Below are 24,887 nucleotides of genomic sequence, written 5' to 3'. Positions count from 1 at the left end.
CGGCCCGACACCCTCGGCCGTGGCGGCCGTACCGGCGTCCCGGTGGCTACGCCCCGACGCTCCACGTCCGCGAGGCCCAGGCCCGCAGGTGGGGCGCCTGTGCGACGAGGTCGCGGTAGGCGGCCGTGGCGGACTGGGACAGCGCCTCGACGACCTCCTCGGTGACGGTGTCGGGCCGCCAGGCCAGCACGTAACGGCACCACAGCGGGGAGCCGACCAGCGGCTTGACCACGACGTGCGGGATCGGCCGGAGCGTCGGCTGCACGAGCGACACCCCCAGACCGTCGGCGATCATGCTCTGCAACTGTGTCTGGTCGCCGAGGAACTCGTGCACCGTGACCGGCGTGAACCCGGCCGCGGCACAGGCGTCGTAGAACACCCCGGGCCAGCCCGCCCCGTCGTCCGGGGTCACGAACCACGCGTCCTCGGCCAGGTCGGCGAGCTGGACCTGGGCGCACTGGCGCAGCCGGTGCCGGGAGGGCAGGGCCACGAACGTGGGCTCGGTGACGATCCCGCTGTGCCGTACCGCGCCCGAGTGGCGCAGCTCCATGCCCGGGTAGTCGGCGGCGATGGCCGCGTCCACCGCGCCCTCCTCCAGCAGCTCGACGATCCGCGAGGAGGCGTACACGCTGGTGACCGCGAGGGACAGTTCCGGCAGCCGGGTGCGGACGCGGGAGACCGTGCCCGACAGCATCGGCGAGTTGGTCGCCGCCACGCGCAGGGTACGGCCGGCTCGTGCGGCGGCGGGGCGGTGACCGATGGCGTCGGCGCGGGCCAGTACGTCGCGGGCCTGGGCGACCACCTCGGTGCCGTAGCGGGTCGGCCGTACCCCGCTCGTGCCGCGCTCGAAGAGCGGCTCGCCGAGGTGGCGCTCGATGCGGCGCAGCTGGGTGCTCACGGCGGGCTGCGAGTAGCCGAGCTGTGTCGCGGCCCGGCCCACGCTGCCGGCGTCGGCGATCGCGCACAGCACCCGCAGGTGCCGCAGCTCCAGCTCCATTGCTCCACTCCCCGTTCCGTCCACGGCCGCCCCTGGAGATCGGTCCGCCTCCTGGGGAAAACCACTGCTCACAGCCACCGCCGGCCGTGGTCGTGGCCGGCGGACCGAAGCGTCGCACTGTGCCGCGTCCGGCACAAGTCGCAGGTCCGCCGACCTCGGGGCACCGCCTCCTCGCCGGCCGGTCCGGGTCAGTGGCGGCCCAGCACCTCCGCGACCCGGATGAAGCCGTCCGTGCCGTGCCCGAGGCCGATGGTGCGCCGGGCCATGCCCTCGACGGCGCGCATCACGCCCGCGTCGATGCCGTGTGCCTCGGAGACGGCCACGACGTGCGCCATGGTCGACGCGGCCGAGGTGAGGGGGTTGATCGCCCCGGAGTAGGTGCCGTCGTCGGCGTCCTGCGCGAACTCGGCGAAGAGCGGCGGCAGGATCGCGCCGATGCCCTGGGCGAAGGGTGCAAGGTCCCCGGCCGTGACGCCCTCCGCGCGGGCGAGCGCCACGGCGTGCGCGTAGCCCGCCATCGCCGTCCAGAAGAGGTCGAGCAGCGCGATGTCGAAGGTGGCGGCGCGTCCGATCTCCTCGCCGAGGTGGGTGTGGGTGCCGCCCAGTGCCTCCAGCACCGGCCGGTGCTCGTCGTACAGGTCCCGCGGTCCGCTGTGCAGGAAGACCGCCTGGGGGGTTCCGACACTGGGGGCCGGCGTCATGATCGCGCCGTCCAGGTAGCGGATACCGTGGGCGGCCGCCCAGTCAGCCGTCTCGCGTGCCCGGGCCGGGGTGTCGGCGGTGAGGTTCACGACGGTACGGCCCTTGAGTGCGCCGGCGACGGGCTCGGGGCGCAGCAGGGCGTCGACCGCGTCGCCGTTCACGACGCAGACGACGGTCAGGTCACCGGCGGCCACGGCCTCCGCAGCCGATCCGGCGCCGGCCGCGCCCTGCTCGATCAGGTCCCGGTCCCTGCCCGGTGTGCGGTTCCAGACCGTGGTCCGCAGCCCGGCCCCCAGGAACGCGCCGGCCAGCGAGCGGCCCATCGGGCCGAGACCGAGCACGGTGACGGCAGGAAGATTCGTGGACGTGGACATGTTTCAACTCCCGTGGAAGTGATGGGGAATCGGGAATCAGGGCCGTACGGCCCGATGGGAACGAAGCCGTATGGCCCGATGGGAATGAAGAGGACGCCGATGACACGCAGCCGCGCCCAGGACCCGAACGTCTGCGGAGTGACCGCCGCGATCGCCGTGATCGACGGCAAGTGGAAGACGTCCCTGCTGTGGCTGCTGGAGTCCGGCCCTTACCGGCCCGCCGAACTGCGGCGCCGGCTACCGGGGTTGAGCGAGAAGGTGCTGACGCAGGCGCTGCGCGAGATGGAGGAGGACGGTCTGGTGCACCGGGAGGTCTACGACGTGCTGCCGCCGAAGACCGTGTACACGCTGACCGCTTTCGGCCGCGACCTGTCCGAGGCCCTGGGCCCCGTGTCCGACTGGGGACACCGCCGCCTGGAGCAGCTCCGCGCACCCGGCGGACCCTCCTGAGACACCCCCGCTGCCACCTCCTCCCGGCCCGTCTTGCTGGGCTCCGACCTCGTGAAACAGCCTCTCCCGACGGGGCGGCGGCTGCCAAGTACGCACAAAAAGGTGGGTAGACGACGGTGTCCGTGTCCGGCCTCGCTGGTGCTGCGAGGGTCCACAGGGGACTGTTTCCTATAACCCTCCACCCTTTGCCTAAAACCTTTAGGCAAGTCATGATGGCTGGTGACAGGAGGGAGACACGCCGTGGTGCGCGCAGGCCTGACCACCGAGCGCCTCGTCCGGGCGGGTGCGGAACTGGCCGACGAGGTCGGCTTCGACCAGGTGACCGTGTCGGCGCTGGCCCGGCGGTTCGACGTCAAGGTCGCGAGCCTGTACTCGCACCTGAGGAATTCCCAGGACCTGAAGACGCGTATCGCGCTGCTTGCCCTGGAGGAACTGGCCGGCCTCGCCGCCGACGCTCTCGCCGGCCGGTCCGGCAAGGACGCCCTCGGCGCTTTCGCGGACGTCTACCGCGACTACGCCCGCGAACACCCCGGCCGCTACACGGCCGCCCGGCACCCGCTGGACCCCGAGACGGCCGCCGCCAGTGCCGGGGTACGGCACGCGCAGCTGACCCGGGCCGTCCTGCGCGGCTACGACCTGGCCGAGCCCGACCAGACCCACGCCGTCCGCCTCCTCGGCAGTGTCTTCCACGGCTACGTCAGCCTGGAGCTGGCCGGCGGGTTCAGCCACAGTGCCCCCGATTCCCAGGAGTCGTGGACGCGGATCGTGGACGCCCTCGACTCCCTGCTGCGCGACTGGCCCGCCGCCCCCTGACTCCCTGGACACACGCCGAGATGATGCACACCACGCCCCTCACCGCCGACCTCGTACGCGGCGCCCTCGATCTGGAACGCACCGCCCACGGGCTGCTGCCGCACCGGCTGCCCGCCCGCGCCCGCGCGCGGTGCGCCGATCCACAGCTGGCCATGGCGGAGTCCCAGCCCTCCGGCGTACGGCTGGTCTTCCGCACCCGCGCGACCGCCATCGAGCTGGACACCCTGCCGACCAAGCGGCTCTACGTCGGCGCGCCGCCCCGCCCGGACGGTGTGTACGACCTGCTCGTCGACGGACGTCCGGCCGGCAACGGCCGGGTCGCCGGCGGCAACACGCTCACGATCGACATGACCGCCGGGACCGCCGAACACCGGGCGGGCCCCATCGGCACCGTGTGCTTCACGGGGCTGCCCGACGCCGTCAAGCTGGTGGAGATCTGGCTGCCCCACAACGAGACGACCGAACTCGTCGCCCTGCGCACCGACGCACCCGTCGAGCCCGTACGGGAGCCGGGCGGCAAGGTGTGGCTGCACCACGGCAGTTCCATCAGCCATGGCTCGGACGCCGCGAGCCCCACCACTACCTGGCCCGCGCTCGCCGCGTCCCTGGCCGGGGTGGAGCTGCTCAACCTGGGGCTGGGCGGCAGCGCCCTGCTCGACCCGTTCACCGCGCGGACCCTGCGTGACACGCCAGCCGACGTGATCAGCGTCAAGCTCGGCATCAACGTCGTCAACGCCGACCTGATGCGGCTGCGTGCGTTCGGCCCCGCCGTCCACGGCTTCCTCGACACCGTGCGCGACGGCCACCCGGACACCCCGCTGCTCGTCGTCTCGCCGATCCTGTGCCCCTCCACGAGGACACACCGGGCCCGACCCTTCCGGACTTCTCCGCCCTGAGCGAGGGACGGCTGCGGTTCCGGGCGGCCGGGGACCCGGCGGAGAGGGCGGCCGGGAAACTCACCCTGGGCGTCATCCGCGAGGAACTGGCCCGGATCGTGCGCGAGCGGTCGGCCGAGGACCCTCAGCTGCACCACCTGGACGGCCGCGATCTCTATGGCGCGGCCGACTTCGCCGAACTGCCGCTGCCCGACGGCCTCCACCCGGACGCGGCCGCGCACCGCCGGATGGGCGAGCGGTTCGCGGCGCTGGCGTTCACGCCGGGCGGCCCCTTCGCGGACGCCCTCGCCTGATCCGTGGGACCGGCTCACACCAGGTGGGCGAAGACGACGAGGTTGTCGGTGTAGTCCCGCACGTCGTGGTCGTAGTCGCCCGCGCAGGTGATCAGCCGGACCTCGGAGCGCTGGGTGTCGGCGTAGACGCGCTTGCTGGGGAAGTCGTCCTTGGCGAAGGTCTCGACGCTGTCCACGACGAACTCGGCGTCCCGCCCGTCGGCACGCTGCACGGTGAAGCGGTCACCGCGCTGCAGATGGTCGAGGTCGACGAAGACGGCGGCGGAGGTCGTCGTGTCGACGTGCCCCGCGATGACGGCGGTGCCCTTCTCACCGGGCGAGACCCCCTTGGCGTACCAGCCGACGAGGTTGGTGTCGCCCGCCGGTGGGGGCTGCAGCTGGCCCGAGGCGCCGATGTCCAGCGTGGTGAACGGGGCGTCCACGGAGATCTTCGGGATGACCAGGCGGGTGGGTACGGACCTCGGCAGCGCATCGCCGACCTGCTGCGGATCGGCCTGCGCGGCGGCGCTCGCACCCGCGGCACGGGACGCCTGGGACGCGCCCTGCGAGCCGTGCTTGCCGCCGAACATGGCGACGGCGACGATCACGATCGCCACGCCCCACAGCGTCAGCCGCCCACCACGGCCCGAACTCTGCCCGTCCGCCGGCGGTTCCGAGGGGGTCGAAGAGGAGGGATCTGCTGCCATCGGACACCACCTCACTCGGGCACGGCAGCACGGGGATCAGAACAGGGGCACCGGCGCACAGGGCCGGTGCGCTGGGACGGGACGCGCAGGGTGGCGTGGGTGCACGGGACGGAAGCGTGGGGCGCCCATGGACCAGGTCTATTGGGGGGAGGGACGACAGGGACGCCGGTGCGGGCGCCCGGTGCGCGCAGGGACGTGTCCGGGCGTCGGTGCACCTGGAACGCGCGAGGACGGGACCCAGGGGGCCGGTCGCCGCGGGTGCGGGCCGCCGACGCGAGGGGCGCGTCGGCGGCGGCCGCAGCCTCGGGTGACGAGTCGCCACGTCAGGACGCCGGCTGGCCGGCCTTCTTGCGGCGCATCGCGTACATGCCCGCGGCACCCACGCCCAGCACGGCCAGACCGCCCGCGGTGACGCTCGGAGTGGCCAGCGCGCCGCCGCCGGTGTGCATACCGCCGTGCGGCTTCTCGTGGTCGCCGCCCCGCTCGTTGCCACCCCGCTCGTCGCCGCCCCGTTCGTCGCCGCCCCCCTCGTCGCCACCCCGGTCGTTGCCACCCCGTTCGTCATCGCCCCGCTCGTCGTCGCCGCGTCCACCGTCCTTGCCGCCGCTCTTGCCTTCGTCGCGGTAGCTGTCGGGGTCGAACCGGCTGTCGTCGCGACCCGAGCCGGAGCCCCAGTCGTCGCCCTGCATCATGGCGAGCGCTCCGCCACCCGTGTGCATTCCACCGCGCGGTTCGTCGTGTCCGCGGCCGCCGCCGTGGTCGTCGCCGTGATCATTGTCGTGACCGCGGCCCGAGTCGTCGTCGCGGCCCTGGCCGTCGTCGGAGTCGTGGCCGCGCCCCTGGCTGTGGGAGGAGCCGTCGCGGCCTCCGTCGGCACCCGCGGCCACCGCGAACGCGGCACCGGGCGCGGCGAAGGCGAGGGCTGCGGATGCGGCAGCCGTCGCCAGAATCATGCGGGCAGAACGCATAGTGATGTCCTTCCGCCGTGGTCGGGCAGCGGATACCTCATCAGCTGGATAAACCCGGCCTCGACATGAACCACCGTCAGTGAGTGGCCCGGCTCCCACCATCCGAGCCGCCCAGCCGGGTCACCGCGCCACCCGTCTGCCCCAGTGATCCCCCTTCGAGGCGCTCCCGCCGATCACACTTCCCGCATGGTGCTCGCACGCTCGGAGTAGCAGGCGGCAGGCTGCCGCAGTCCTTACCGAGGGTGTGCCGCCGTTCGTCTCGGACCCCACCCGCGCGTGCGCCGCCCCGCGGCTCTCGCCCCGCCTCCCGGTGGCGCCGGCCGGCAGGCGCACTCGCCGGCGCGGCGTACTCCCACCGGGTCGTTCAGGTCGTACGGCCGTGCCGGTCCTCCTAGCCTGATTCCGGCACTCCCTCACGTTCCGGCAGCACCCCTGCTGCCCGCCCGCCGAAAAGGGGCCGCCATGCCCGCGACCGACCTGGGGAGACGAGGCGGCCGGCGGTGGTTCACCGCGGTGCTGGGCGCGCTGACCGGTGTCGCCGTGATCGCCGCCCCCGCGCGGGCCGGGGCCGGCGATGTGACGGAGTATCCGGTCACCACGGCCGCCGACAGCGCCCCGTCCGGCATCACCGCGGGGCCGGACCGGGCCGTGTGGTTCACGGAGAGCGGTGTGGGGCGGATCGGGCGGATCGGGGTCGACGGCACCATGACCGACTTCCCCACCTCGGGTCCGGACACCGGTCCCACCGCCATCACCCAGGGACCCGACCGGGCGCTGTGGTTCACCGAGACCGTCGCCGGCAGGATCGGCCGCATCACCCCCTCCGGCCGGGTCACGGAGTTCGCCGTCCCCTCGGACGACAGCGGACCGGCCGGGATCGCGCTCGGGCCGGACGGGGCCCTGTGGTTCACCGAGGCGAACACGGACAAGATCGGCCGGATCACGGTCTCCGGCCGCTTCAGCGAGTACGCGCTCCCCACACCGGGGGCCTCCCCGCACGCCATCACACCGGGTGACGACGGAGCACTGTGGTTCACCGAGCCGGCCACCCGGAAGGTCGGCCGGATCACGCCGTCGGGCCGGATCACCGAATCCCCGCTGCCCGGCGCCGGCGAGCACCCCGAGGACGTCGTCGCCGGGCCCGGCGGCATGTGGCTGACCGCCTCGGGCTCCAACGCGGTCGAACGTGTCACCTACGGCGGCCGCGTGACCCGCTTCCCGCTGCCCCGCTCGGGCGCAGGCCCGAGCGGCATCACGCGCGGGCCCGACGGGTGCGTCTGGTACGCCGACCAGTCGGGCCGGATCGGCAGGATCACCGCTGAGGGCGCGATCACCACCGTCCCGGTGCCGGACGGCGCCGTCAGGGTGCCCTTCCGGCTGGCCACCGGCCCCGACCGGTCCATGTGGTTCACCGAACTGATCGGCAACGCCGTGGGCCGGGTCCGGCCGCTGCCCGGGTGAGGCACGGACGAGGCCGGAACCGCACTCCGGAGGCCCGCACTCCTTGTTATGACCGGTGTCATAAAGCAGGCTGGAGCCGGACACAGGGCGGTGCCGACGGCACGGCACGTCGACGCGGTGGGAGGAAGCGGTGGCGGACGGGATGGCGCGGGGGCTGTGGGAACGGTACGAACCGGTGCACGATCTCGTGTACTTCGCGCCGGAGGTGCGCCGGGCGGCGGACGCGCTGGGGATGCGCGGGTTCTGGATGGGGTACTTCGCGCTGCGCGCCGCACCGCTCGGCCCGGTCCCCCCGTCCGTCGTGACGAGCTGTTTCTACGTCTTCCACCCCGCCCGGGTCGCCCGGGCACTGCCGGACGCCTGGGAGTACGCGTCTGCGGCCGACGTGCTGGCCGCCCGGCAGGATGCCCTGGACGCGGCGATGACCGGCCTGTTCGGAGCGGATGCCGTGAGCTCGGCGGACTTCGCCGAGGCCGCCGACCTCGCCTGGGAAGCCGCCGCGGCCGCGGACACCACGGGCCGGGTGCTCGCTGCCGCGAATCAGGCGCTGGAGCGCCCGGACGGCCCCGCCGCACGGCTGTGGCAGGGCCTGACGACCCTGCGCGAGCACCGGGGCGACTCCCATGTCGCGGTCCTGGTGGGTCAGGGGCTCGGGCCGGTCGAGGCGATGGTGCTCAAGGCGGCTGCCGGCGAGTCCGACGGGGCGCTGCTGCGGGAGACCCGCAGGTGGGAGCCGTCGGACTGGGAGGCGGCCGCGACACGGCTGCGCGAGCGCGGGCTGCTCGCGGCCGACGGGTCGCTCACCCCCGCCGGGGCGGCGGCGCGCGAGGAGGTGGAGGCGCTGACGGACGCGGCGGCCGAAGGACCGTGGACCGCGCTCGGCACCGAGCGCACCGCCCGCCTGGCCGCGCTGCTGGAGCCGCTGGCCCACATGGTGGGGAACTCGGGCCTGCTCCCCCCGGGCAATCCGGTGGGGCTCACCCGGAGCTCGGTCACCCTCGACCGCTGAGCACGCTCAGGCCGCGCCGCTGCGGACCGGCCCCGACACCGACGCCCATCGGCCGGCCACCGGCCCACATCCCGAGCACCACCCGACACCGGCGCCCCTCGGTCGGCCGGCCGGCCGCACTCCCGGCGAACCACCCGGCGCCGCACGACCACTGGCCCACCACCACCGACCAGCCAAGCCCCGGGGATCACGCTGACCCCGGCAGCCTCCAGCCGACCGGCCACCCACCCGGCGCCCCCGGAGGCCCTGCTCGGGACCAGCCCCGCACGGCCACCCACCACCCACCGGCGTTGGCGCCGTCGGGCGGTGCTCGGGGTGTTCGCCCAGCCGGTCCCGGCGGCGGCCGCGCTCCGGGTGCCGGGGCGGGGCCGCCGTACGGACGGCGAGTGTCGCGGGGTTACCAGTTCACCGGGAGCCGCTCGGGGATGCGCTTCATGAAGCCGGTGCGCCAGACCAGTTGGCCGGGCGGTACGGCGAGCGCGAGGTCCGGGAGCCGGTCGAGGAGCACCTCCAGGGCGATCCGGGCGTGTGCGCGGCCGAGCGCGGTCGCGGGGCAGTAGTGGGCCCCGCCACCGAAGGAGAGGTGGTCGGCGGTGTTGTCCCGGTGGATGTCGAAGCGGTGTGGGTCGGGGAACTTCTCCGGGTCGAGGTTCGCTCCCTCGACCAGGACGAGGACGAGTTCGCCCTTGCGTACGTCCACGTCGCCGAGCCGGACGTCCTCCAGGGCGAGGCGGGGCAGCGCGTCACCGATGGACAGGTTGACCCGCAGCAGTTCCTCCACGCCCGGGCCGATCAGGTCCGGTCGGTCCCGCAGGAGGTCGCGGGCGATGGGATGGGTGAGCAGGTACACCAGGGCCATGGCGAGGAAACCCGAGGTGGAGATGACGCCCGCGCCGAACATCGTGACACCGACGGTGGCCAGCATCTCGTCGGTGAGGTGGGCGTAGTCGGGGTCGTCGCGCAGGGCGGCGAGTTCGCCCATCAGGCCGTGCGTCGCCGGGTCGTCGAGCAGGGCCGTCATCCGGGTGATGTCCCGGTCCCAGTTGATCCTCGCGCCGGTGACCGGGCACGCCGAGTTCATGAAGGCGATGTCGAGGCTGCGCAGAAAGGCCGGCGCCTCGGTCTGCGGGATGCCGAGGATGCGGCAGTGCATGCCCGCCGAGTACGGCTCGCAGAACGCGCCGCGCAGGTCTGCCGTCGGGCCGTCGGCCACCAGCCGGTCCACCAGCCGGTGCGCCTCCTCGCGCAGCCATTCCATCAGGCCCGGTGACTTCGGGTTGAGTGCCTTCAGCACCGCCCGGCGCAGCCCGGCGCCGGTGATGTTGCCCATGTTGTTCACGACCTCGGGCGGGATCGTGAGCGCGTACTGCCGGGGCACTCCGGGGGCGGAGGTGTCCTTCAGGGAGAACCGGTCGTCCTTGAGCACCTGGGCACACAGGTCGTACGACGACACCAGCCAGGCCTCGTCGCCGGCGATGGTCCGCACGCGCCGTACGGGGGTGGCGGCGCGTACCTCCTCGACCTCGGCGGGAACCCTCGTGCCGTCCCAGGAGAACGGGAAGTCGAGCAGGGGCGGGTGGTCGGTACGGGTGTCGGGGGCGGTGGTCATGCCACGGCTCCTTCCAGGGCGGCGGGGGTGACGATGGCGTGGCCCTGGTTGCGGGAAGCGCGCAGGCCGGCACCACGGGAGTACAACAGCTCGGCCATCGGCAGCAGTTGGTGGTAGCAGTTGAGAGAGGAAGGCACTTTGAGGATGGCGGGGGTGTCAAGGAAGAGCGGGGCCTCGGCGCACACGTACTCCAGGCACACGGCGCGCTGCCGCTCGGTGGGGTCCTCGCCACGGGCGCTGAGGAAACGATTCACCAGGGCGTCGCACACGGCGCGGAAGGCTCCGTCGGAGGCCAGGCGCGCCGTGAGGTGCCGGTGGATGTCCTGGTAGGCGGGGTTGGTGCGGAACTCCGACATCGGGTGCCAGTCCAGCCGCAGGCCGTCCGGATCCGCGGCTGACACCGCGTCACGGACCTTGGCGCGCACCCCGCGCAGGTTCTTCACGGCCTTGCGCCGGGCCTCGTCCGGTGGATAGCCGGACGCCTCGTACATCTCAGCGACATACAGGTCGGTGTACACGAAGTCGACCCTGTCGAAGTGATCCAGTCCCCAGCGGGCGAGGTCGTGCAGGCGACGGGCCGAGAAGTAGCTGTTGCCCGGGGACACACCGATCACGGCATGCGCGCCCTCGCCCAAAATGACTTCGCAATGGGAGGTGTACGGCTGGACTTCGAAGACGTCGGCCATCAGCACGGATGCTGTGGTCAAAGGGGAAATCCTCCGCCGCGCGCTAGGATCTGTCGCTCCGATCATGATCGGAGCCAGATGATGACGGCCGCGAAGGTCACGGTGCCGAGGAACACGTGTCCTCGCTTGTCATAACGGGTGGCGACAGCCCGGAAGCCCTTGAGCTTGTTGATTGCCCGTTCGACGACGTTGCGCTTTTTGTACCGCTCCTTGTCGAAGCCGGGAGGCCGACCACCATGCGAACCACGCTTGCCGCGGTTGGCTGCCTGGTCGGCCTTCTCCGGAATGACGTGCTGGATACCTCGTTTGCGGAGGTAGGACCGCGTGCGGCGGTTGCTGTAGGCCTTATCAGCGCTGACGCTGTCCGGGAGGATACGGGGCCTGCCGGCACCGATGCGCGGGACACGGATCTTCTCCATGACCGGCTCGAACTGGGTGCAGTCCGCCAGCTGCCCGGGCGTAACCACCAGGGACAGCGGGCGGCACCGGCCGTCGGCGCTCAGGTGGACCTTGGTGGTGAACCCGCCGCGCGAGCGGCCCAGGCCCTCATGTGCAGCACCACCTCCTCCAGGTGGCCGAGCAGGCGCGTCCACGCCGGATCGATCTGGTGTCCCGTAGCCACCGCCCCCTTTGAGACGGCTGGCGGCGGGGCCTTGCGGGCGCCGGCGGCGTGCTGATGGGCGCGCATCACCGTGGAGTCGACCGAGATGTCCCAGTCGATGGATCCCTCGGCGTCTGCAGCGGCCTGGACTTGCTGCAGCAGTCGCTCCCACGTGCCGTCCGCCGACCACTGCAGATGCCTCTTGTGCACGGTCTTCCACGGGCCGAACCTCTCAGGCAGGTCACGCCACTGCACCCCGGTCCGCACCCGATGCAGAACCCCGTTGATCACCTGCCGGTGATCCCGCCACCTGCCACAACGCCCGTTGCTCACCGGTAGAAGCGGCTTCAAGCAAGCCCACTCCTCGTCCGTCAGATCACCGCGACCACTCATACCAAGCTAACGAATCAGATGACCGGACGCGCATGGCTGCCCTGTTGCGCCAAGGGCTACGGCAGCTCGTGGCGCACCAATGCACGCGCGAACGGCTCACCGGTCTTTCGCGCATACGCCATCCGCTCGCGCACCTCGCTGAGTGTGCGCGGACGATAGCCAGGGCCGCCACAGCAACTCTTGTGGAAGCGGACACCGGCATTCAAAAGTACCGACAGGGTCCGCCAGGCAGCGGTGTCGCGCCGCCGCGGCGGCGCGAAGGCGGAACCAACATGGATCAACGGCTCGGCACAGCGCGGGCAGAGCCGGTCATGGTCACCGAGGTAAGGCTGCTTGTAGGAGGCCCGACAGGGCAGGCAGACATAGGAGGTCTTCGCGTGGGCCATGCTGGCCAGAGTACGGCCCGTCCGGGATGAACTCGACCAGGTTTCCGTGACATTCAGCAAGATCGAAGGGACAGACCCTAGTCCCGGCGGGGCCCTGTGCCCCTGGTGTGGCAGCGCGGCGCCCTCACGCTAGCCGTACGGATTCAGCACGGGTAGTTACCGCCGGGGTTTGGCTGAAAACCATCGTATTAATAGTTGAAGTGCCGCACTACGGAGCCCTGTTGCGCGCCGTACGCTGGGGCCGTGGTCAACCGAGACGAGGCTCCCGAGGACCCGCGACGGGCGGCATCCCGACTCACCGGACGCCCGGTCACCGGCGCGCTGGCGCCGTCCGGGTCACCGGCCGAACTGACGCTGGACGGCGGAACTGCGGTGATGGTCAAGCGCGGCCACGCTCCTGGGGCCGTGCGCGCCGAAGTGGCGGGACTGCGCTGGCTGGCCGCCGCGGAAGCGGTCCGGGTGCCTGCGGTGCTCGGGCACGACGAACGGTGGATGGTCACGGAGCGGGTGCCGACCGGGCGGCCGGAGCCCGCGGCAGCGCTACGTTTCGGCCAGGCACTCGCCGCGCTGCACGCCGCGGGAGCTTCGGATTTCGGAGCGCCGCCGCCCGACGGCCCCGAGGACGCGTTCATCGGACTCGCCCCGATGCGCAACACGCCGGGCGCCGACTGGCCCGCCTGGTACGCCGAGCACCGCGTACTGCCGTATGTGCGGGGAGCGGTCGACCGCGGCACGCTCCGGCCGGGCGAGGCAGCCGTGTTCGAGCGGGTCTGCGCCCGGCTGCCGGACCTGGCCGGCCCTGCCGAGCCGCCCGCGCGGCTGCACGGGGACCTGTGGAACGGGAACGTGCTGTGGGGCGCCGACGGCGAGGTCCGGCTCATCGACCCGGCCGCGCACGGCGGTCACCGGGAGACCGACCTGGCGATGCTCCAGCTGTTCGGCTGCCCGCATCTCGACCGGGTGCTCGCCGGGTACGAGGAGAGGGCACCGCTCGCGGCCGGCTGGCGGCAGCGGGTGGGCGTGCACCAGCTGTTCCCGCTGCTGGTGCACGCGGTGCTGTTCGGACGCGGGTACGCGGAACAGGCCCTGACGGCGGCGCGCGGCGCGCTCGGAGCGTGAGGCGGCTCCGGCCGCCCCCGGCTCGGAGAAAATGCTCAGTCGATACAGAACTCGTTGCCCTCGATGTCCAGCATCGGGATGCATGAATCATTGCCGTCATACAGCGTTCGCACGTGTACCGCGCCGAGCGGGACCAGCCGTGCGCACTCGGCCTCGAGTGCGGCGAGGCGCTCTTCACCCACGAGTCCGGTACCGACCCGCACGTCGAGATGCACCCGGTTCTTGACGACCTTGCCTTCGGGGACCCGCTGGAAGTACAGCCGCGGGCCCACACCTGAGGGATCAATGCAGGCGAACCATGAATCCCGCTCCTCAGGTGGCTGCGAGCGCTTGAAGTCGTCCCACGTGGCAAACCCCTCGGGCGGCGGCGGTACGACGTATCCCAGCACCTCGCACCAGAAGCGCGCCAGGCGCTCAGGTTCTGCGCAGTCAAAGGTCACCTGGAACTGCTTGATCGATGACATCGGCGCACGATACCAGGGGGAATGGGGCCCCCGTCGGGCATGGTCGCCGGGACGGACTCGCTGCCCTCGATGTCCTGCATCACGATGCAAGGCCCCTGGCGCCGGCCGCGGCGAGCCGCGGCCGCGCAACGCCGTGGGCCTCATCGGCGTCATGAGCCATGCGGGACCTTCCGGCATGCCCTCCGGCCTGTGGTGACGCAGAGTAAGGAAACCAATCACCCGTTCGATTCGTATAAGGACGTGAAAGCCGAAACAGGGAGAGACCATGCAACCGTTCACGCTCAACTACGCGCGCCCCGCTGTGCAGTTGGACGTCACCACTCCGTACGCGTACGACTCCGGACTGCAGTTGAACGTCCTCCCGGACGGGCGGATCGCCGCCACCGACCACGCGACCCTCAGGGCACTCGGGACCACGACCTCGACGGCCGGTTCCAAGACGCACTTCGACGACTGAACCGTGGGTCCCGGAAAATGACCGTGCTCATCCTGACCAACGAAGAAGACGTGACGGCGGACATGGTGGTCCTGCGGCTCGGCGAGGCCGGCGTGCCGGTCGTCCGGCTGGATCCCGCCGACCTCACCAACGGGGTGGCGCTGTCGAGCGAGTACGTGCAGGGCGCCTGTCGTGGACACCTGTCCGCCGGTGGGCGCCTGGTGAGCATGAACGGCCTGCGCTCCATCTGGGTACGCAGACCCGGAGACGCCGCCGCCCGCGCCGCCCAGCCGTCCGCCTGGCTGACGGAGGAGTCCTCGCAGGCGCTGTACGGCATGCTGCGCACCACCGACGCGCGCTGGATGAACCATCCGGACGCGGCCCGGCGCGCCCGCCACAAGCCCTGGCAGCTGCACCTCGCGCGACACAGCGGCCTCGCGGCACCGGCCACGCTGATCACGACGTTCCCCCAGGCGGCGCGGGAGTTCGCGGAGCGCTTCCCCGACCTGGTGGTCAAGCCCGTCTCCGGCGCGCATCCGCAGGAGCCGCCGCGTGCGGTGCCGACCAGCCGGGTCGCCCCGGACACCGACTTCTCGGCGGTGGCCTTCGGCCCGACGCTGCTGCAGCGACGGATCGCCAAGCGGGCCGACATCCGGCTCACCGTCGTCGGCGACACGCTGCTGGCCGCGCGCAAGCCCGCGGACCCGGACGCGCACCCGGACGACGTGGACGTCCGCTTCGCCCCGTCGGTCTCTCCCTGGCTGGCCGCGGACGTGCCCCCACGCGTCGCCGAGGGCGTACGGCGGTACATGAGGGGCGCGGAACTGGCCTACGGCGCATTCGACTTCGCCGAGGACGCGGACGGGATCTGGTGGTTCCTGGAGTGCAACCAGTCGGGCCAGTTCGGTTTCGTCGAGATGGACACAGGTCAGCCCATCGCCGCCACCATCGCCGACTGGCTTGCCGGGAACGGGAGTCCGGAGCGCAGGTGTGCGCAGGACGACCGGAGCGCAGCATCTTGAGGGTGCGGGGATCGGCTCGGAGAAAGGAACGCCACATGCGTATCGGACTGCTGGGGACCGGCCCGTGGGCCCGGGCGGCGTACGCCCCCGCCCTCGCCGGGCACACCGGCGTGGAGTTCGCCGGGGTGTGGGGCCGCCGGCCCGAGGCGGTGACAGCGCTGGCCGAGCAGTACGGCGTCGCCGCGTACGACGACGTGGACGCGCTGCTGGCCGACGTGGACGCGGTGGCCGTGGCACTGCCACCGTCGGTGCAGGCCGAGGTGGCGGTCCGCGCGGCACAGGCGGGCCGGCATCTGCTGCTGGACAAGCCGCTCGCCGTGTCGGTCGCCGACGGGCGGGCCGTGGCGGCCGCGGTGGAGCGGGCCGGGGTGGCCTCGGTGGTGTTCTTCACCGCGCGCTTCCAGAAGGAACCGGAGGCCTGGATCGACGAACAGGCGGCCGTGGCGGGCTGGTTCACCGCCCGTGCGCAGTGGCTGGGGGCTGTGTTCACCTCCGACAGCCCGTTCGCCGCCTCGCCGTGGCGGCGGGAGAAGGGCGCGCTCTGGGACGTCGGCCCGCACGCCCTCTCGGTGCTGCTGCCGGTCCTCGGTGACGTACGGCAGGTGCTGGCCGCGGCACACGGTCCCGCGGACACCGTGCATCTGGTCCTCGACCACGCCACCGGGGCGTCGAGCACGCTCACGCTGTCCCTGACGGCACCGCCCGCGGCGGCCGGGGCGGACGTGGAGCTGCGGGGCGAGGGGGGCGTGGCACTGATGCCGGGAAGCTCCGAGGGAGCGGTCCCCGCGCTCACCCGCGCCGCCGACGCCCTGCTCCGGGCCGCCCGCACGGGCCGCCCACACGCCTGCGACGCCGCGTTCGGCCTCCGCGTCACCGAGATCCTGGCAACAGCGGAGTCACGCCTGACAGCGGCCAGGGACTAGCCCCGGCCCTCCGCCTCCCACCCCCGCCGCCCACGCGGCCTGGTTCCTGCCGGGCCTTCCCGTGCGGGCGTGGTGGGGGTGGTGGAGCGCGGTGGCGGGGGTGCGGGCGGTGGAGGCGTGAGCGGGCGGGCCCGGGGGGCCGGGTATCCGCTCCGGCGGGTGAGGCCATGACTCAGGAGGACCCGACGTCCCTTGTCAACCGTCCGCCGGCCCCTCCCCGCCCGCTCCTCGAACGGCTCCTCGCTCCGCCGGAACCACACCCCCCGGTCGCCCTCGACGCGGACGGCAACGAAGCCGTGGCCCGTCGCGGACCGGCCCGCCGGCCGCGGAAAGCCTCCCCGGAATGCGGTTCGAGCCGTGGCCCGACGGCTCTCGCGGCACGGGGCCGGGCCTCGATCACAGCCTCGGTCCCAGGCGGGAGGCCCGGGTGCGGAGGGCGGCGTAGCTTGGGGGTGTGCGATGGGTGCGCGGCGGGTCGTCGCGTGGGGACCTGGAGGATCGCGGCTGGCTGCGGGGCGCGCCGCCGCCGTGGTGGGTGCGGGTGCTGCCCGTACTGCTGCTCGTGGCCGTCAGCACGGCCACGCTGGTCACGCCCCACGCGCGCGATCTGGGCTTCCTGCTCGGGGCCATCCCGCCGCTGGCCGTTCTGTCGTACGGTCCGCTGGCCACCGCGGGCCTCGGCCTCGGGGTGGTCGTGGTGCTGAACCTGCCCGCCACACACCTCAACCGCCCGGGCAACACCGATCTGCTCACCATCATGTTCGTGGCAGCGCTGAGTGTGTTCGTGTCGTATGTGCGCAGCCAACGGGATGCCCAGCTGGACACGGAGCGGGCCATCGGGGAGGCCGTGCAGCGGGCCGTGATGCCGCCGCTGCCGAGCCGGGTGGGGTGCGTGGGGTGCGCGGGGTTCTACCGGGCCGCGCAGGACGGGACGCTGGTGGGCGGGGACTTCTTCGACGTACGGGACGGGCCGTACGGGGTGCGCGCGGTGATGGGCGACGTACAGGGGCACGGGCTGTCGGCGGTCGCGACGGTGGTGTCGCTGCTGGGCGCGTTCCGGGAGGCGGTGCTGGACCAGCCGGACCTCGAGTCGGTCGCCGCGCGGATGGATCGCAGGCTGGCGGTGGATTCGGCGGGCGTGCGGCACACGGAGCTGTTCGCCACCGGGGTGCTGCTGGAGTTCTCCCCCGACGGGCGTGTGGTGCGCGTGGTGGCCTGCGGCCATCCGGCGCCCGTCCTGCTGCACGAGGAGCACGCGCTGGAGATGGCGGTCGTGCCGGGGCCGCCGCTGGGGCTCGGGCTGGTCGGCGTCGACCCGCCGAAGGAGGTCACGGTGACGCTCCGGCCGGGCGACCGGCTGTTCCTGGCCTCCGACGGGGTGTGGGAGGCGCGGGGTGCCGACGACGCCTTCTATCCGCTGCCCGCCCGCCTCGCCGCGCTGTCGGGTACACCGCCCGCCGAGCTGGCCGGGGTGGTGTGGGCAGATCTCGTACAGCTGCGCTACCAGGTCCGTGACGACGCCACGATGCTGGTGCTGGCGCCGGAACCGACGGGCGTCCGCTGATCGCGCGGTCCCCGGTCCCGGCTCCCCGGTCATGTTCGTGCGGATCACCGATGGCCCGACGGCACCGGCCGGGCGCCGCACGCGCCCCTTCCCTCCCAACCGGCGAACCCATTGCCGGAGTTCGAACGTGCCGGCTCAAACGCCAGGGCTCGCCACCCCTTCCGCCACGTAGAAATATCTACGAGCATGCATATGCCGGGTTGGCGTGCAGGCGCACGAACTGCCCGGTCACGGTTTCCTGCGCCGAGCGCGGGCGAGCGAGGACACCCGGAGCAGTGCATGACGCACACGATGTGGATGCGGGGCGTGGAGTGGCTGGCCGCGGCTGCGGCGGACCCGCGCTCCTGCAAGCGGGAATGGGATCACGGGGAGGGCGTCGCGCTGCTGGAGGCCGGCCGCTACTGGGACGTGCTGAGCGTCCCCGACCGGCTGGGGCTGCTCACCCTGGACCTGTTGTGGCGGCCCGGGATGCCCCCGCCGGGGCCGACGCTGGTCGACACGGCGGCGCGCCGGGTGGGGTTCCTCCTGCCCCCGGACCCCTCCGGGGGCTGGGTGGGAGCCGGTCTGCGGTACGCGACCAAGGGTGCGTGGGTCGCCGTACCGCCGCCGTACCGGCCCGCGCGTTTCCTGGAATGGCTCGTGCCGCCCGACGGCACCGGTGCGCTCCACTCGCCCAGCACCCTCGAGGAGGCGCTGCGGCAGGCCAACGGCACCCTCGCCGTCCTCGTTCCGCTGTGCGGGCAGTGAAGGATCGGACACGCTCGGGCACGGGCAGCCCGTCCGGGGCGGGCGCCGGACCGGTGCCCCGCCGCGCATCCGGCCCGGCCGGCCCGCCCGCCCGCCCGCGCGCCCGCGGCGGCGGCCTCGGCTGCTGGACCAACGCCCCCGTAGGAACCCTTCCGCAGGGACTGCGCCCGCCACTCCCCCACCCAGCCGCCGGACCAATGCCTCGGGACGTCCGCGTCCGCAGGCACAGCCCGTCTTCATGCCACTCGGCGACGAGGTGGGCGCAGACCGGTTCCCGGGCCCGGTCCCTCCGCGCCGACCGGCCCGCCGGGCCGGGTGAGGCCATCACCGGACCTGGCCGCTCCGCCGCGCGGACAGGCAGCCCGCCGGCCGGCACCGAGCGGGGCGTCCACTCCTCTCCCGCGCGGCGGGCGGGGCCCGATGGCCGCTCCTATGCTGGGAAGGTCCGGGCTCCGACGTCCCGCTCACCGCACGTTCGGTTCTCACGTGCTTGGAGTCAGACCATGGCGCAATCGTCCCGCCGTCCGCTGAGGGGGGCCGCGACCGTCGTCATGGTGGGGACGCTGATGGTGCCCCTGGCCGCCGGGCCCGTCCGGGCGGCACCGGCCTCCGTACCGACCGCCCTCTCCGCCGGCTCCCCCACTCCGACTCCCTCGGGGCCGGCCGTCCGTGACCTCACCCCTGAGGTGGCGCGCCGGCTCGACGCCGCCGTACGGAAGGTGATCCGTGAGGCGAACGTTCCCGGTGCGACCGTCGGTGTCTGGACGCCGGGTCAGCCGAGTTACCTGCGTTCCTTCGGAGTCGCCGACAAGAGCACGGGCCGGCGGATGGAGCCGGACATGTACATGCGCATCGGCAGCGAGACCAAGACGTTCACGGTGACCGCGCTGCTGCAGCTGGTGGACCAGAAGAAGGCCGGTCTGGACGACCCGGTCGGCAAGTACGTCCACGGCGTCCCCAACGGGAACAAGATCACCCTGCGTCAGCTCGCCGGCATGCGCAGCGGGCTGTACAACTACTCCGAGGACCCGGGCTTCTTCAAGGCGCTCACATCCGACCCGCAACGCTCCTTCACGCCCCGGCAGTTGCTCGCCTACTCCTTCAAGCACCCGGTGATGTTCCAGCCGGGGCAGAAGTTCTTCTACTCCAACACCAACCTCATCCTGCTCGGCCTGGTGGTGGAGAAGCGGAGCGGACAGCGCCTCGGGGACTACCTCACGCGGCACGTCCTCGACCCGGCCGGCATGAAACACACGCTCTTCCCCACCGGCAACGAGTTCCCCACACCGCACGCGCAGGGTTACACCCGGCAGACGGCGAACGGCAAGGAGGCCGACTCGGCCGACTGGAATCCGTCCTGGGGCTGGGCGGCGGGCGCGATGATCTCCACGCCCGGCGACCTGCGCATCTGGGCGCGCACCGTCGCCACGGGACGGTTCCCGGACGGAACCCGGATGGTCGGTACCGCCGCCCAGACGCAGCGGCTGATCACGCCGCCGACCAGCGCCATCAAGGGGGCCCGATACGGGCTGGGCATCTTCGACGTGCAGGGCTGGATCGGCCACAACGGCTCGCTCCCCGGCTACGAGTCGCTGACCGTCTACCTGCCGTCCACGCGCACCACGCTCGTGGCGCTCCTCAACAGCGACACCGCCTACCGTTCCCAGGAGCCGAGCACCGTACTGAGCGAGGCCATCACGAAGATCATCTCCCCCGCCCACGTCTACAACCTGCCAGTTTCACGCACCGGATGACGCGCCGGAACGGCCGGTTTCCTGCCCCCGCCGAGCCCGCACTGTGTGCTCACCGGCCCTGACGGCGTCTACTGAGGGGCGACCGCCTCGCAAGAGGGCCGCTTGCCCAGGAGAACAGACGTGACCCTCACCGACCGCATCGCCCTCGACCCCTTCGGGTCCGACATCGTCGCGCAGAGCGCCCGGCTGCGCGCGCTGGGTCCTGTCGTACCGGTCGAACTTCCCGGTGGCATCCCCGCCTGGGCGCCCACCGGCTACGACTGTCTGAAGGAGCTGATCCTCGACCCCCGGGTCAGCAAGGACGCGCGCCGCCACTGGCGACTGTGGCCCGAGCTGCCGCACCATCCGTCCTGGAGCTGGATGGCGACCTGGGTGGGGGTGGTCAACATGCTCTCCACCTACGGCGCCGACCACGCCCGGCTGCGCAAGCTGGTCGCGCCGAGTTTCACCCACCGGCGCACGGAGGCGATGCGGCCGCGCGTGGCGGACCTGACCACCGAGCTGCTGGACGCGCTGGCGGCCGAGGGGGCGGACGGCCGGGTGGTCGACCTGCGGGCCGGGCTGGCGCATCCGCTGCCGATGCGCATGATCTGTGAACTGCTCGGGGTGCCCGAGGAGTTGCGGCCCGACGCGGCACGGCTCATCGCCGACATCATGGACACCTCCGATTCGAGCCCCGAGGTGGCGGCGTCCGTCCAGGAGCGGATCGGCTCGGTGTTCGGCGCGCTGATCGAGCACCGGCGGACGCATCCGGGCGACGACGTCACCACGGAGCTGATCCGGGTCCGGGACGAGGGCGGCGACCGGCTCTCGGACGAGGAGTTGCTGCACACGCTGCTGCTGGTGGTCGGGGCCGGGTTCGAGACCACCGTCAATCTCATCGGCAACGCGGTGGTCGCGCTGCTGACCGGTCCGGCGCAGCTGACGGCGGTGCGCTCCGGAGCGGTGGGCTGGGACGCGGTGGTCGACGAGACGCTGCGGGTGCATCCGTCCATCGCGGCGCTGCCGCTGCGGTTCGCGGTCGAGGATCTCAAGGTGGGGGACGTGACCATCCCGGCCAGTGACGCGATCATCACGACCTACGCGGCCGCGGGCCTGGACCCCGCGCACTACGGCCGGGACGCCGCCGTCTTCGACGCGGCGCGGGCCGCCGAGGACCACCTGGCGTTCGGGATCGGTGTGCACCGCTGCGTCGGCGCTCCGCTGGCCCGGCTGGAGGCCCTCACCGCCCTGCCCGCGCTGTTCGCCCGGTTCCCAGGCCTGCACCTGGCCGTCGACGCCGCCGGACTACGACACGTGCCCTCGTTCATCGCACACGGCTGGCAGGAGATCCCGGTCCGGCTCGGAACCTGAACCGGACCGCGCGGCCGCCCCGCCGGCCCGGCTGCGGCCCGGCGGGGACCCGAGCGGTACGGCCGGGCGGGGCCGGCGTTGTCCCTCTCCCCGCCTCCGCGCTCGGCCGGGCCCACCCGCCGCACCGTGACCCACGCGACACGCCCGGCGTATGCGTCCGACGAAGGCGCTGATGACAAGGACCGGCACAAAGGTGCGGCCGTGGATGGTGGGGCGTGTACGCGCTGCCCCCGGTCAGTACGACCGCCTCGACCCGCTGCACCAGGGCGTGGGAAGTACGCGGACGGCATAAGCTCGACAGGTGGCGAAGTACTTCGACGTGCACCCCGAGAACCCGCAGTCGCGCAGCATCACGCAGATCGCCGACGCGGTGCGCTCGGAAGCGCTCATCGCATACCCGACCGACTCCTGTTACGCGCTGGGCTGCCGGCTGGGCAGCCGGGACGGCATGGACCGGATCCGCTCCATCCGCCATCTCGACGACCGGCACCACTTCACCCTGATGTGCCGGGACTTCGCGCAGCTCGGTCAGTTCGTGCGGGTGGACAACGACGTTTTCAGGGCGGTGAAGGCGTCCACGCCGGGCAGCTACACCTTCATCCTCCCGGCCACCCGCGAGGTGCCGCGCAAGCTGCTGCACCCGAAGAAGAAGACCGTGGGCGTGCGCATCCCCGACCATGTGGTCACCCAGGCGCTGCTGGCGGAGCTGGACGAGCCGCTGCTGTCCAGCACCCTCCTGCTGCCGGACGAGGAGGAGCCGTTGACGCAGGGCTGGGAGATCAAGGACCGGCTCGACCACGCGGTGGATGCGGTGGTCGACTCCGGCGACTGCGGCACCGAGCCGACGACGGTCGTGGACTTCTCCAGCGGCGAGGCGGAGATCGTGCGGCGGGGCGCGGGAGACACCAGCCGGTTCGAGTGAGGACGCGGCACACCGGGTGCGGGCTTGCGGATCTTGCGTGACAGCATGGGACGTAGCCGTGGCGTCGAGGGCCGTTGCCGCCCGACGCCGATTCCCGAGGGAGGGCCTGCTCTTCATGACCGATGTCAAGGGAAACGATGTCGAGATCCCGACCGAGGACGGCGTCGCCGACGCCTACCTCGTCCATCCGGCCGACGGTCGCCCCCGCCCGGGTGTGCTGTTCTACCAGGACGCCTACGGACTGCGTCCACACCTGAGGTCGATGGCCGACCGGCTGGCCGCCGCCGGATACACCGTGCTGGTGCCGAACGTGTTCTACCGCCTCGGCCGGACCCCGGTCGTCGAGCTGCCCGAGTACATCGACCCGAGCGCCGATCCGACCATCTGGGAGCGGCTCGGCCCGGTGGTGGCCTCGCTGACGCCGGATCTGGTCGCGCGGGATTCGGCCGCTTATCTGCGCCGGCTCGCGGACAGTCCGTCGGCCGCCGACGGACCGGTCGCGATCACGGGTTACTGCATGGGCGCCCGGCTGGCCCTGTGGACGGCGGCCGCGCACCCGGACCGGGTCGCGGCGGCGGCCGGATTCCACGGCGGCGGGCTCGCCACCGACGATCCGAACAGCCCGCATCTGGGCGCCCCGCACATCACCGCGGAGCTGTACTTCGGGCATGCCGACAACGACCATGCGCTGCCCCCGGAGCAGATCGCGCGCTTCGAGGAGGCCCTGACCGCCGCCGGCGTACGGCACACCTGCGAGGTCTATCCGGGCGCCCACCACGGCTACACGCAGGCGGACACCCCGGCGTACGACAAGGCGGCCGACGAGCGGCACTGGGCGGCCCTGCTCGGCCTGCTCGAGCGCACCTTCTGACACCGCGTCAACCAGCGGGCGGACGGCGGCCGGAGGTGCCCGCGGCTCGGCGGGCGCCTGCGGCCGGTCCCGTCCGTTTCCCGTTCAACTCATTGACATGTTCGCATCCTCAGACCAGGCTGAGAGCGCTCTCAAACAGGTACGGACCAATATCCGTACGACCCCGACCCCACACGGAGGTAGGAGAGTGCCTCGTACCCGCATGCGCCCCCCGCTGCCCCTTGCCGCCGCCGCGTCCCTGGTCGGCGGAGTGCTCGCCCTGGGTGCTCCGTACCGCGCCGGTGCCGCCGTACCCGACACCATCCCGCTGCAGATCACCAACGACTCCGGCCGCTCCGGACCGGTCTACGTCTATGACCTCGGCACCCAGCTGTCCTCCGGGCAACAGGGCTGGGCCGACGCGGGCGGCGCCTTCCACGCGTGGCCGGCGGGCGGCAACCCCCCGACGCCCGCTCCCGACGCGGCGATCGACGGGCCGGGCCCCGGACAGTCCAAGACGATCCGGATCCCGAAGTTCTCCGGGCGGATCTACTTCTCCTACGGTCGCAAGCTCGACTTCCGGCTGACCACCGGCGGCCTGGTGCAGCCGGCCGTGCAGAACCCCTCCGATCCCAACCGGGACATCCTGTTCAACTGGTCCGAGTACACCCTCAACGACTCGGGGCTGTGGCTGAACAGCACCCAGGTGGACATGTTCTCGGCGCCGTACGCGGTCGGGGTGCGGCGCTCCGACGGCAGCGTGAGCACCACCGGGCACCTCAAGTCCGGTGGGTACACAGGCTTCTTCAAGGCGTTGCGCGGCCAGTCGGGCGGCTGGTCCGGCCTGATCCAGACCGGCTCCGACGGCACGGTCCTGCGCGCGCTCTCGCCGCTGTACGGCGTCGAGACCGGCGCCCTGCCGGCCAACGTGATGGACGACTACGTGGGCCGGGTCTGGCAGAAGTACACGACGTCGACGCTGACGGTCACACCGTTCGCCGACCAGCCGAACACCAAGTACTACGGCCGGGTCTCGGGCAACGTCATGAACTTCACCAACGCCTCGGGCGCCGTCGTCACCAGCTTCCAGAAACCCGACGCGGACAGCGTCTTCGGCTGCCACAAGCTGCTCGACGCGCCCAACGACAACGTCCGCGGCCCCATCTCCCGCACCCTGTGCGCGGGTTTCAACCGCTCCACGCTGCTGGTCAATCCCAACCAGCCGGACACCACGACCGCGAACTTCTACCAGGACGCGGTGACCAATCAGTACGCGCGCACCGTGCACGCCCAGATGGCCGACGGCAAGGCCTACGCCTTCGCCTTCGACGACGTCGGCAACCAGGAGTCGCTGGTCCATGACGGCAGCCCGCAGCAGGCCTATCTGACGCTGGATCCGCTGAGCTGAC

General features: G+C 72.3%; 24 protein-coding genes and 1 pseudogene. 16 read left to right on the top strand and 9 right to left on the bottom strand.

Annotation, left to right across the window (positions count from 1 at the left end; all coding sequences use genetic code 11):
- Positions 1-46: 46 nt before the first annotated feature.
- Positions 47-997: a LysR family transcriptional regulator gene (locus tag ACZ7HQ_RS26445; RefSeq protein WP_470994564.1), complete on the bottom strand. Its 951-nt coding sequence runs from the start codon at positions 995-997 to the stop codon at positions 47-49.
- A 188-nt stretch (positions 998-1,185) separates the two neighbouring features.
- The gene (locus ACZ7HQ_RS26440) at positions 1,186-2,073 is read right to left on the bottom strand and encodes an NAD(P)-dependent oxidoreductase (RefSeq protein WP_470994561.1); all 888 of its coding nucleotides are present in this window, start codon (positions 2,071-2,073) and stop codon (positions 1,186-1,188) included.
- A gap of 99 nt (positions 2,074-2,172) precedes the next feature.
- Between ACZ7HQ_RS26440 and ACZ7HQ_RS26435 the strand changes: the two genes are divergently transcribed.
- The 3 genes and pseudogenes from ACZ7HQ_RS26435 (at position 2,173) to ACZ7HQ_RS26425 (ending at position 4,525) form a co-directional block, all read left to right on the top strand.
- Positions 2,173-2,523 (top strand): winged helix-turn-helix transcriptional regulator, encoded by a 351-nt coding sequence (locus ACZ7HQ_RS26435; RefSeq protein ID WP_470994559.1) that lies wholly within the window; start codon positions 2,173-2,175, stop codon positions 2,521-2,523.
- 240 nt (positions 2,524-2,763) lie between these two features.
- On the top strand, positions 2,764-3,336 hold the full coding sequence (locus ACZ7HQ_RS26430; RefSeq protein ID WP_470994556.1) for a TetR/AcrR family transcriptional regulator: 573 nt from the start codon (positions 2,764-2,766) through the stop codon (positions 3,334-3,336).
- Between the two features lie 23 nt (positions 3,337-3,359).
- A pseudogene (locus ACZ7HQ_RS26425) lies at positions 3,360-4,525 on the top strand (GDSL-type esterase/lipase family protein).
- Between the two features lie 14 nt (positions 4,526-4,539).
- Here ACZ7HQ_RS26425 and ACZ7HQ_RS26420 read toward each other — a convergent pair.
- Positions 4,540-5,211, bottom strand: coding sequence for a class F sortase (locus ACZ7HQ_RS26420; RefSeq protein WP_470994553.1), 672 nt, complete (start codon positions 5,209-5,211; stop codon positions 4,540-4,542).
- A gap of 323 nt (positions 5,212-5,534) precedes the next feature.
- Complete coding sequence (locus ACZ7HQ_RS26415) at positions 5,535-6,179, bottom strand: hypothetical protein (protein ID WP_470994551.1); 645 nt, start codon at positions 6,177-6,179, stop codon at positions 5,535-5,537.
- A 462-nt stretch (positions 6,180-6,641) separates the two neighbouring features.
- Here ACZ7HQ_RS26415 and ACZ7HQ_RS26410 point away from each other — a divergent pair, with 462 nt between their 5' ends.
- Complete coding sequence (locus ACZ7HQ_RS26410) at positions 6,642-7,640, top strand: Vgb family protein (protein ID WP_470994549.1); 999 nt, start codon at positions 6,642-6,644, stop codon at positions 7,638-7,640.
- A gap of 130 nt (positions 7,641-7,770) precedes the next feature.
- Complete coding sequence (locus tag ACZ7HQ_RS26405; protein ID WP_470994546.1) at positions 7,771-8,649, top strand: SCO6745 family protein; 879 nt, start codon at positions 7,771-7,773, stop codon at positions 8,647-8,649.
- 397 nt (positions 8,650-9,046) lie between these two features.
- Here the strand turns inward: ACZ7HQ_RS26405 and ACZ7HQ_RS26400 are convergent, their stop codons facing one another.
- The 4 genes from ACZ7HQ_RS26400 to ACZ7HQ_RS26385 form a co-directional block, all read right to left on the bottom strand.
- Positions 9,047-10,258, bottom strand: a complete 1,212-nt coding sequence (locus ACZ7HQ_RS26400) for a cytochrome P450 (RefSeq protein ID WP_470994543.1) — start codon at positions 10,256-10,258, stop codon at positions 9,047-9,049.
- Entirely contained in the window at positions 10,255-10,965 is a 711-nt protein-coding gene (locus tag ACZ7HQ_RS26395; RefSeq protein WP_470994541.1) for a cyclodityrosine synthase, read from the bottom strand. The genes ACZ7HQ_RS26400 and ACZ7HQ_RS26395 overlap by 4 nt, the downstream gene beginning before the upstream one ends.
- A 41-nt stretch (positions 10,966-11,006) precedes the next feature.
- Positions 11,007-11,938 (bottom strand): IS5 family transposase gene (locus ACZ7HQ_RS26390; protein WP_470994538.1). Its coding sequence is split into 2 segments (ribosomal slippage): positions 11,007-11,572 and positions 11,572-11,938, totalling 933 coding nucleotides; the frame shifts between segments, so codons are not numbered across the junction.
- Between the two features lie 56 nt (positions 11,939-11,994).
- Positions 11,995-12,324 carry a deoxyxylulose-5-phosphate synthase gene (locus ACZ7HQ_RS26385; RefSeq protein WP_228617682.1) on the bottom strand — a complete coding sequence of 110 codons (330 nt, stop codon included), beginning with the start codon at positions 12,322-12,324 and terminating at the stop codon, positions 11,995-11,997.
- A 243-nt stretch (positions 12,325-12,567) separates the two neighbouring features.
- On the opposite strand from ACZ7HQ_RS26385, the gene ACZ7HQ_RS26380 reads away from it, so the two are divergent.
- Positions 12,568-13,443, top strand: coding sequence for a fructosamine kinase family protein (locus ACZ7HQ_RS26380; protein ID WP_470994535.1), 876 nt, complete (start codon positions 12,568-12,570; stop codon positions 13,441-13,443).
- A gap of 35 nt (positions 13,444-13,478) precedes the next feature.
- Here the strand turns inward: ACZ7HQ_RS26380 and ACZ7HQ_RS26375 are convergent, their stop codons facing one another.
- Positions 13,479-13,907: a VOC family protein gene (locus ACZ7HQ_RS26375; RefSeq protein ID WP_470994532.1), complete on the bottom strand. Its 429-nt coding sequence runs from the start codon at positions 13,905-13,907 to the stop codon at positions 13,479-13,481.
- A gap of 265 nt (positions 13,908-14,172) precedes the next feature.
- On the opposite strand from ACZ7HQ_RS26375, the gene tgmA reads away from it, so the two are divergent.
- The 10 genes from tgmA to ACZ7HQ_RS26325 all read left to right on the top strand — a co-directional run bounded on the left by tgmA (position 14,173) and on the right by ACZ7HQ_RS26325 (position 24,886).
- Positions 14,173-14,364, top strand: coding sequence for a putative ATP-grasp-modified RiPP (gene tgmA / locus ACZ7HQ_RS26370; protein ID WP_020938095.1), 192 nt, complete (start codon positions 14,173-14,175; stop codon positions 14,362-14,364).
- 17 nt (positions 14,365-14,381) lie between these two features.
- The gene (tgmB, locus tag ACZ7HQ_RS26365) at positions 14,382-15,365 is read left to right on the top strand and encodes an ATP-grasp ribosomal peptide maturase (RefSeq protein ID WP_470994529.1); all 984 of its coding nucleotides are present in this window, start codon (positions 14,382-14,384) and stop codon (positions 15,363-15,365) included.
- Positions 15,366-15,400: 35 nt separating this feature from the next.
- On the top strand, positions 15,401-16,288 hold the full coding sequence (locus tag ACZ7HQ_RS26360) for a Gfo/Idh/MocA family protein (protein WP_470994526.1): 888 nt from the start codon (positions 15,401-15,403) through the stop codon (positions 16,286-16,288).
- Positions 16,289-16,742: 454 nt separating this feature from the next.
- Positions 16,743-17,852, top strand: coding sequence for a PP2C family protein-serine/threonine phosphatase (locus tag ACZ7HQ_RS26355; protein WP_470994523.1), 1,110 nt, complete (start codon positions 16,743-16,745; stop codon positions 17,850-17,852).
- Between the two features lie 279 nt (positions 17,853-18,131).
- Positions 18,132-18,599, top strand: coding sequence for a hypothetical protein (locus ACZ7HQ_RS26350; protein ID WP_470994520.1), 468 nt, complete (start codon positions 18,132-18,134; stop codon positions 18,597-18,599).
- A gap of 503 nt (positions 18,600-19,102) precedes the next feature.
- A complete protein-coding gene (locus ACZ7HQ_RS26345; protein ID WP_470994517.1) occupies positions 19,103-20,353 on the top strand; it encodes a serine hydrolase domain-containing protein in 1,251 nt (416 codons plus the stop codon).
- A 120-nt stretch (positions 20,354-20,473) separates the two neighbouring features.
- Positions 20,474-21,706, top strand: a complete 1,233-nt coding sequence (locus ACZ7HQ_RS26340; protein WP_470994515.1) for a cytochrome P450 family protein — start codon at positions 20,474-20,476, stop codon at positions 21,704-21,706.
- Positions 21,707-22,007: 301 nt separating this feature from the next.
- On the top strand, positions 22,008-22,628 hold the full coding sequence (locus ACZ7HQ_RS26335; protein ID WP_470994512.1) for an L-threonylcarbamoyladenylate synthase: 621 nt from the start codon (positions 22,008-22,010) through the stop codon (positions 22,626-22,628).
- A 115-nt stretch (positions 22,629-22,743) separates the two neighbouring features.
- Complete coding sequence (locus ACZ7HQ_RS26330; RefSeq protein WP_470994509.1) at positions 22,744-23,499, top strand: dienelactone hydrolase family protein; 756 nt, start codon at positions 22,744-22,746, stop codon at positions 23,497-23,499.
- A gap of 202 nt (positions 23,500-23,701) precedes the next feature.
- Positions 23,702-24,886, top strand: a complete 1,185-nt coding sequence (locus ACZ7HQ_RS26325) for a glycoside hydrolase family 64 protein (RefSeq protein WP_470995300.1) — start codon at positions 23,702-23,704, stop codon at positions 24,884-24,886.
- The last annotated feature ends 1 nt before the right edge of the window (position 24,887 follow it).

The sequence above is a fragment of the Streptomyces sp. NPDC037290 genome, from assembly GCF_055603245.1.
This window is presented reverse-complemented; position numbering and strand designations above follow the sequence as displayed.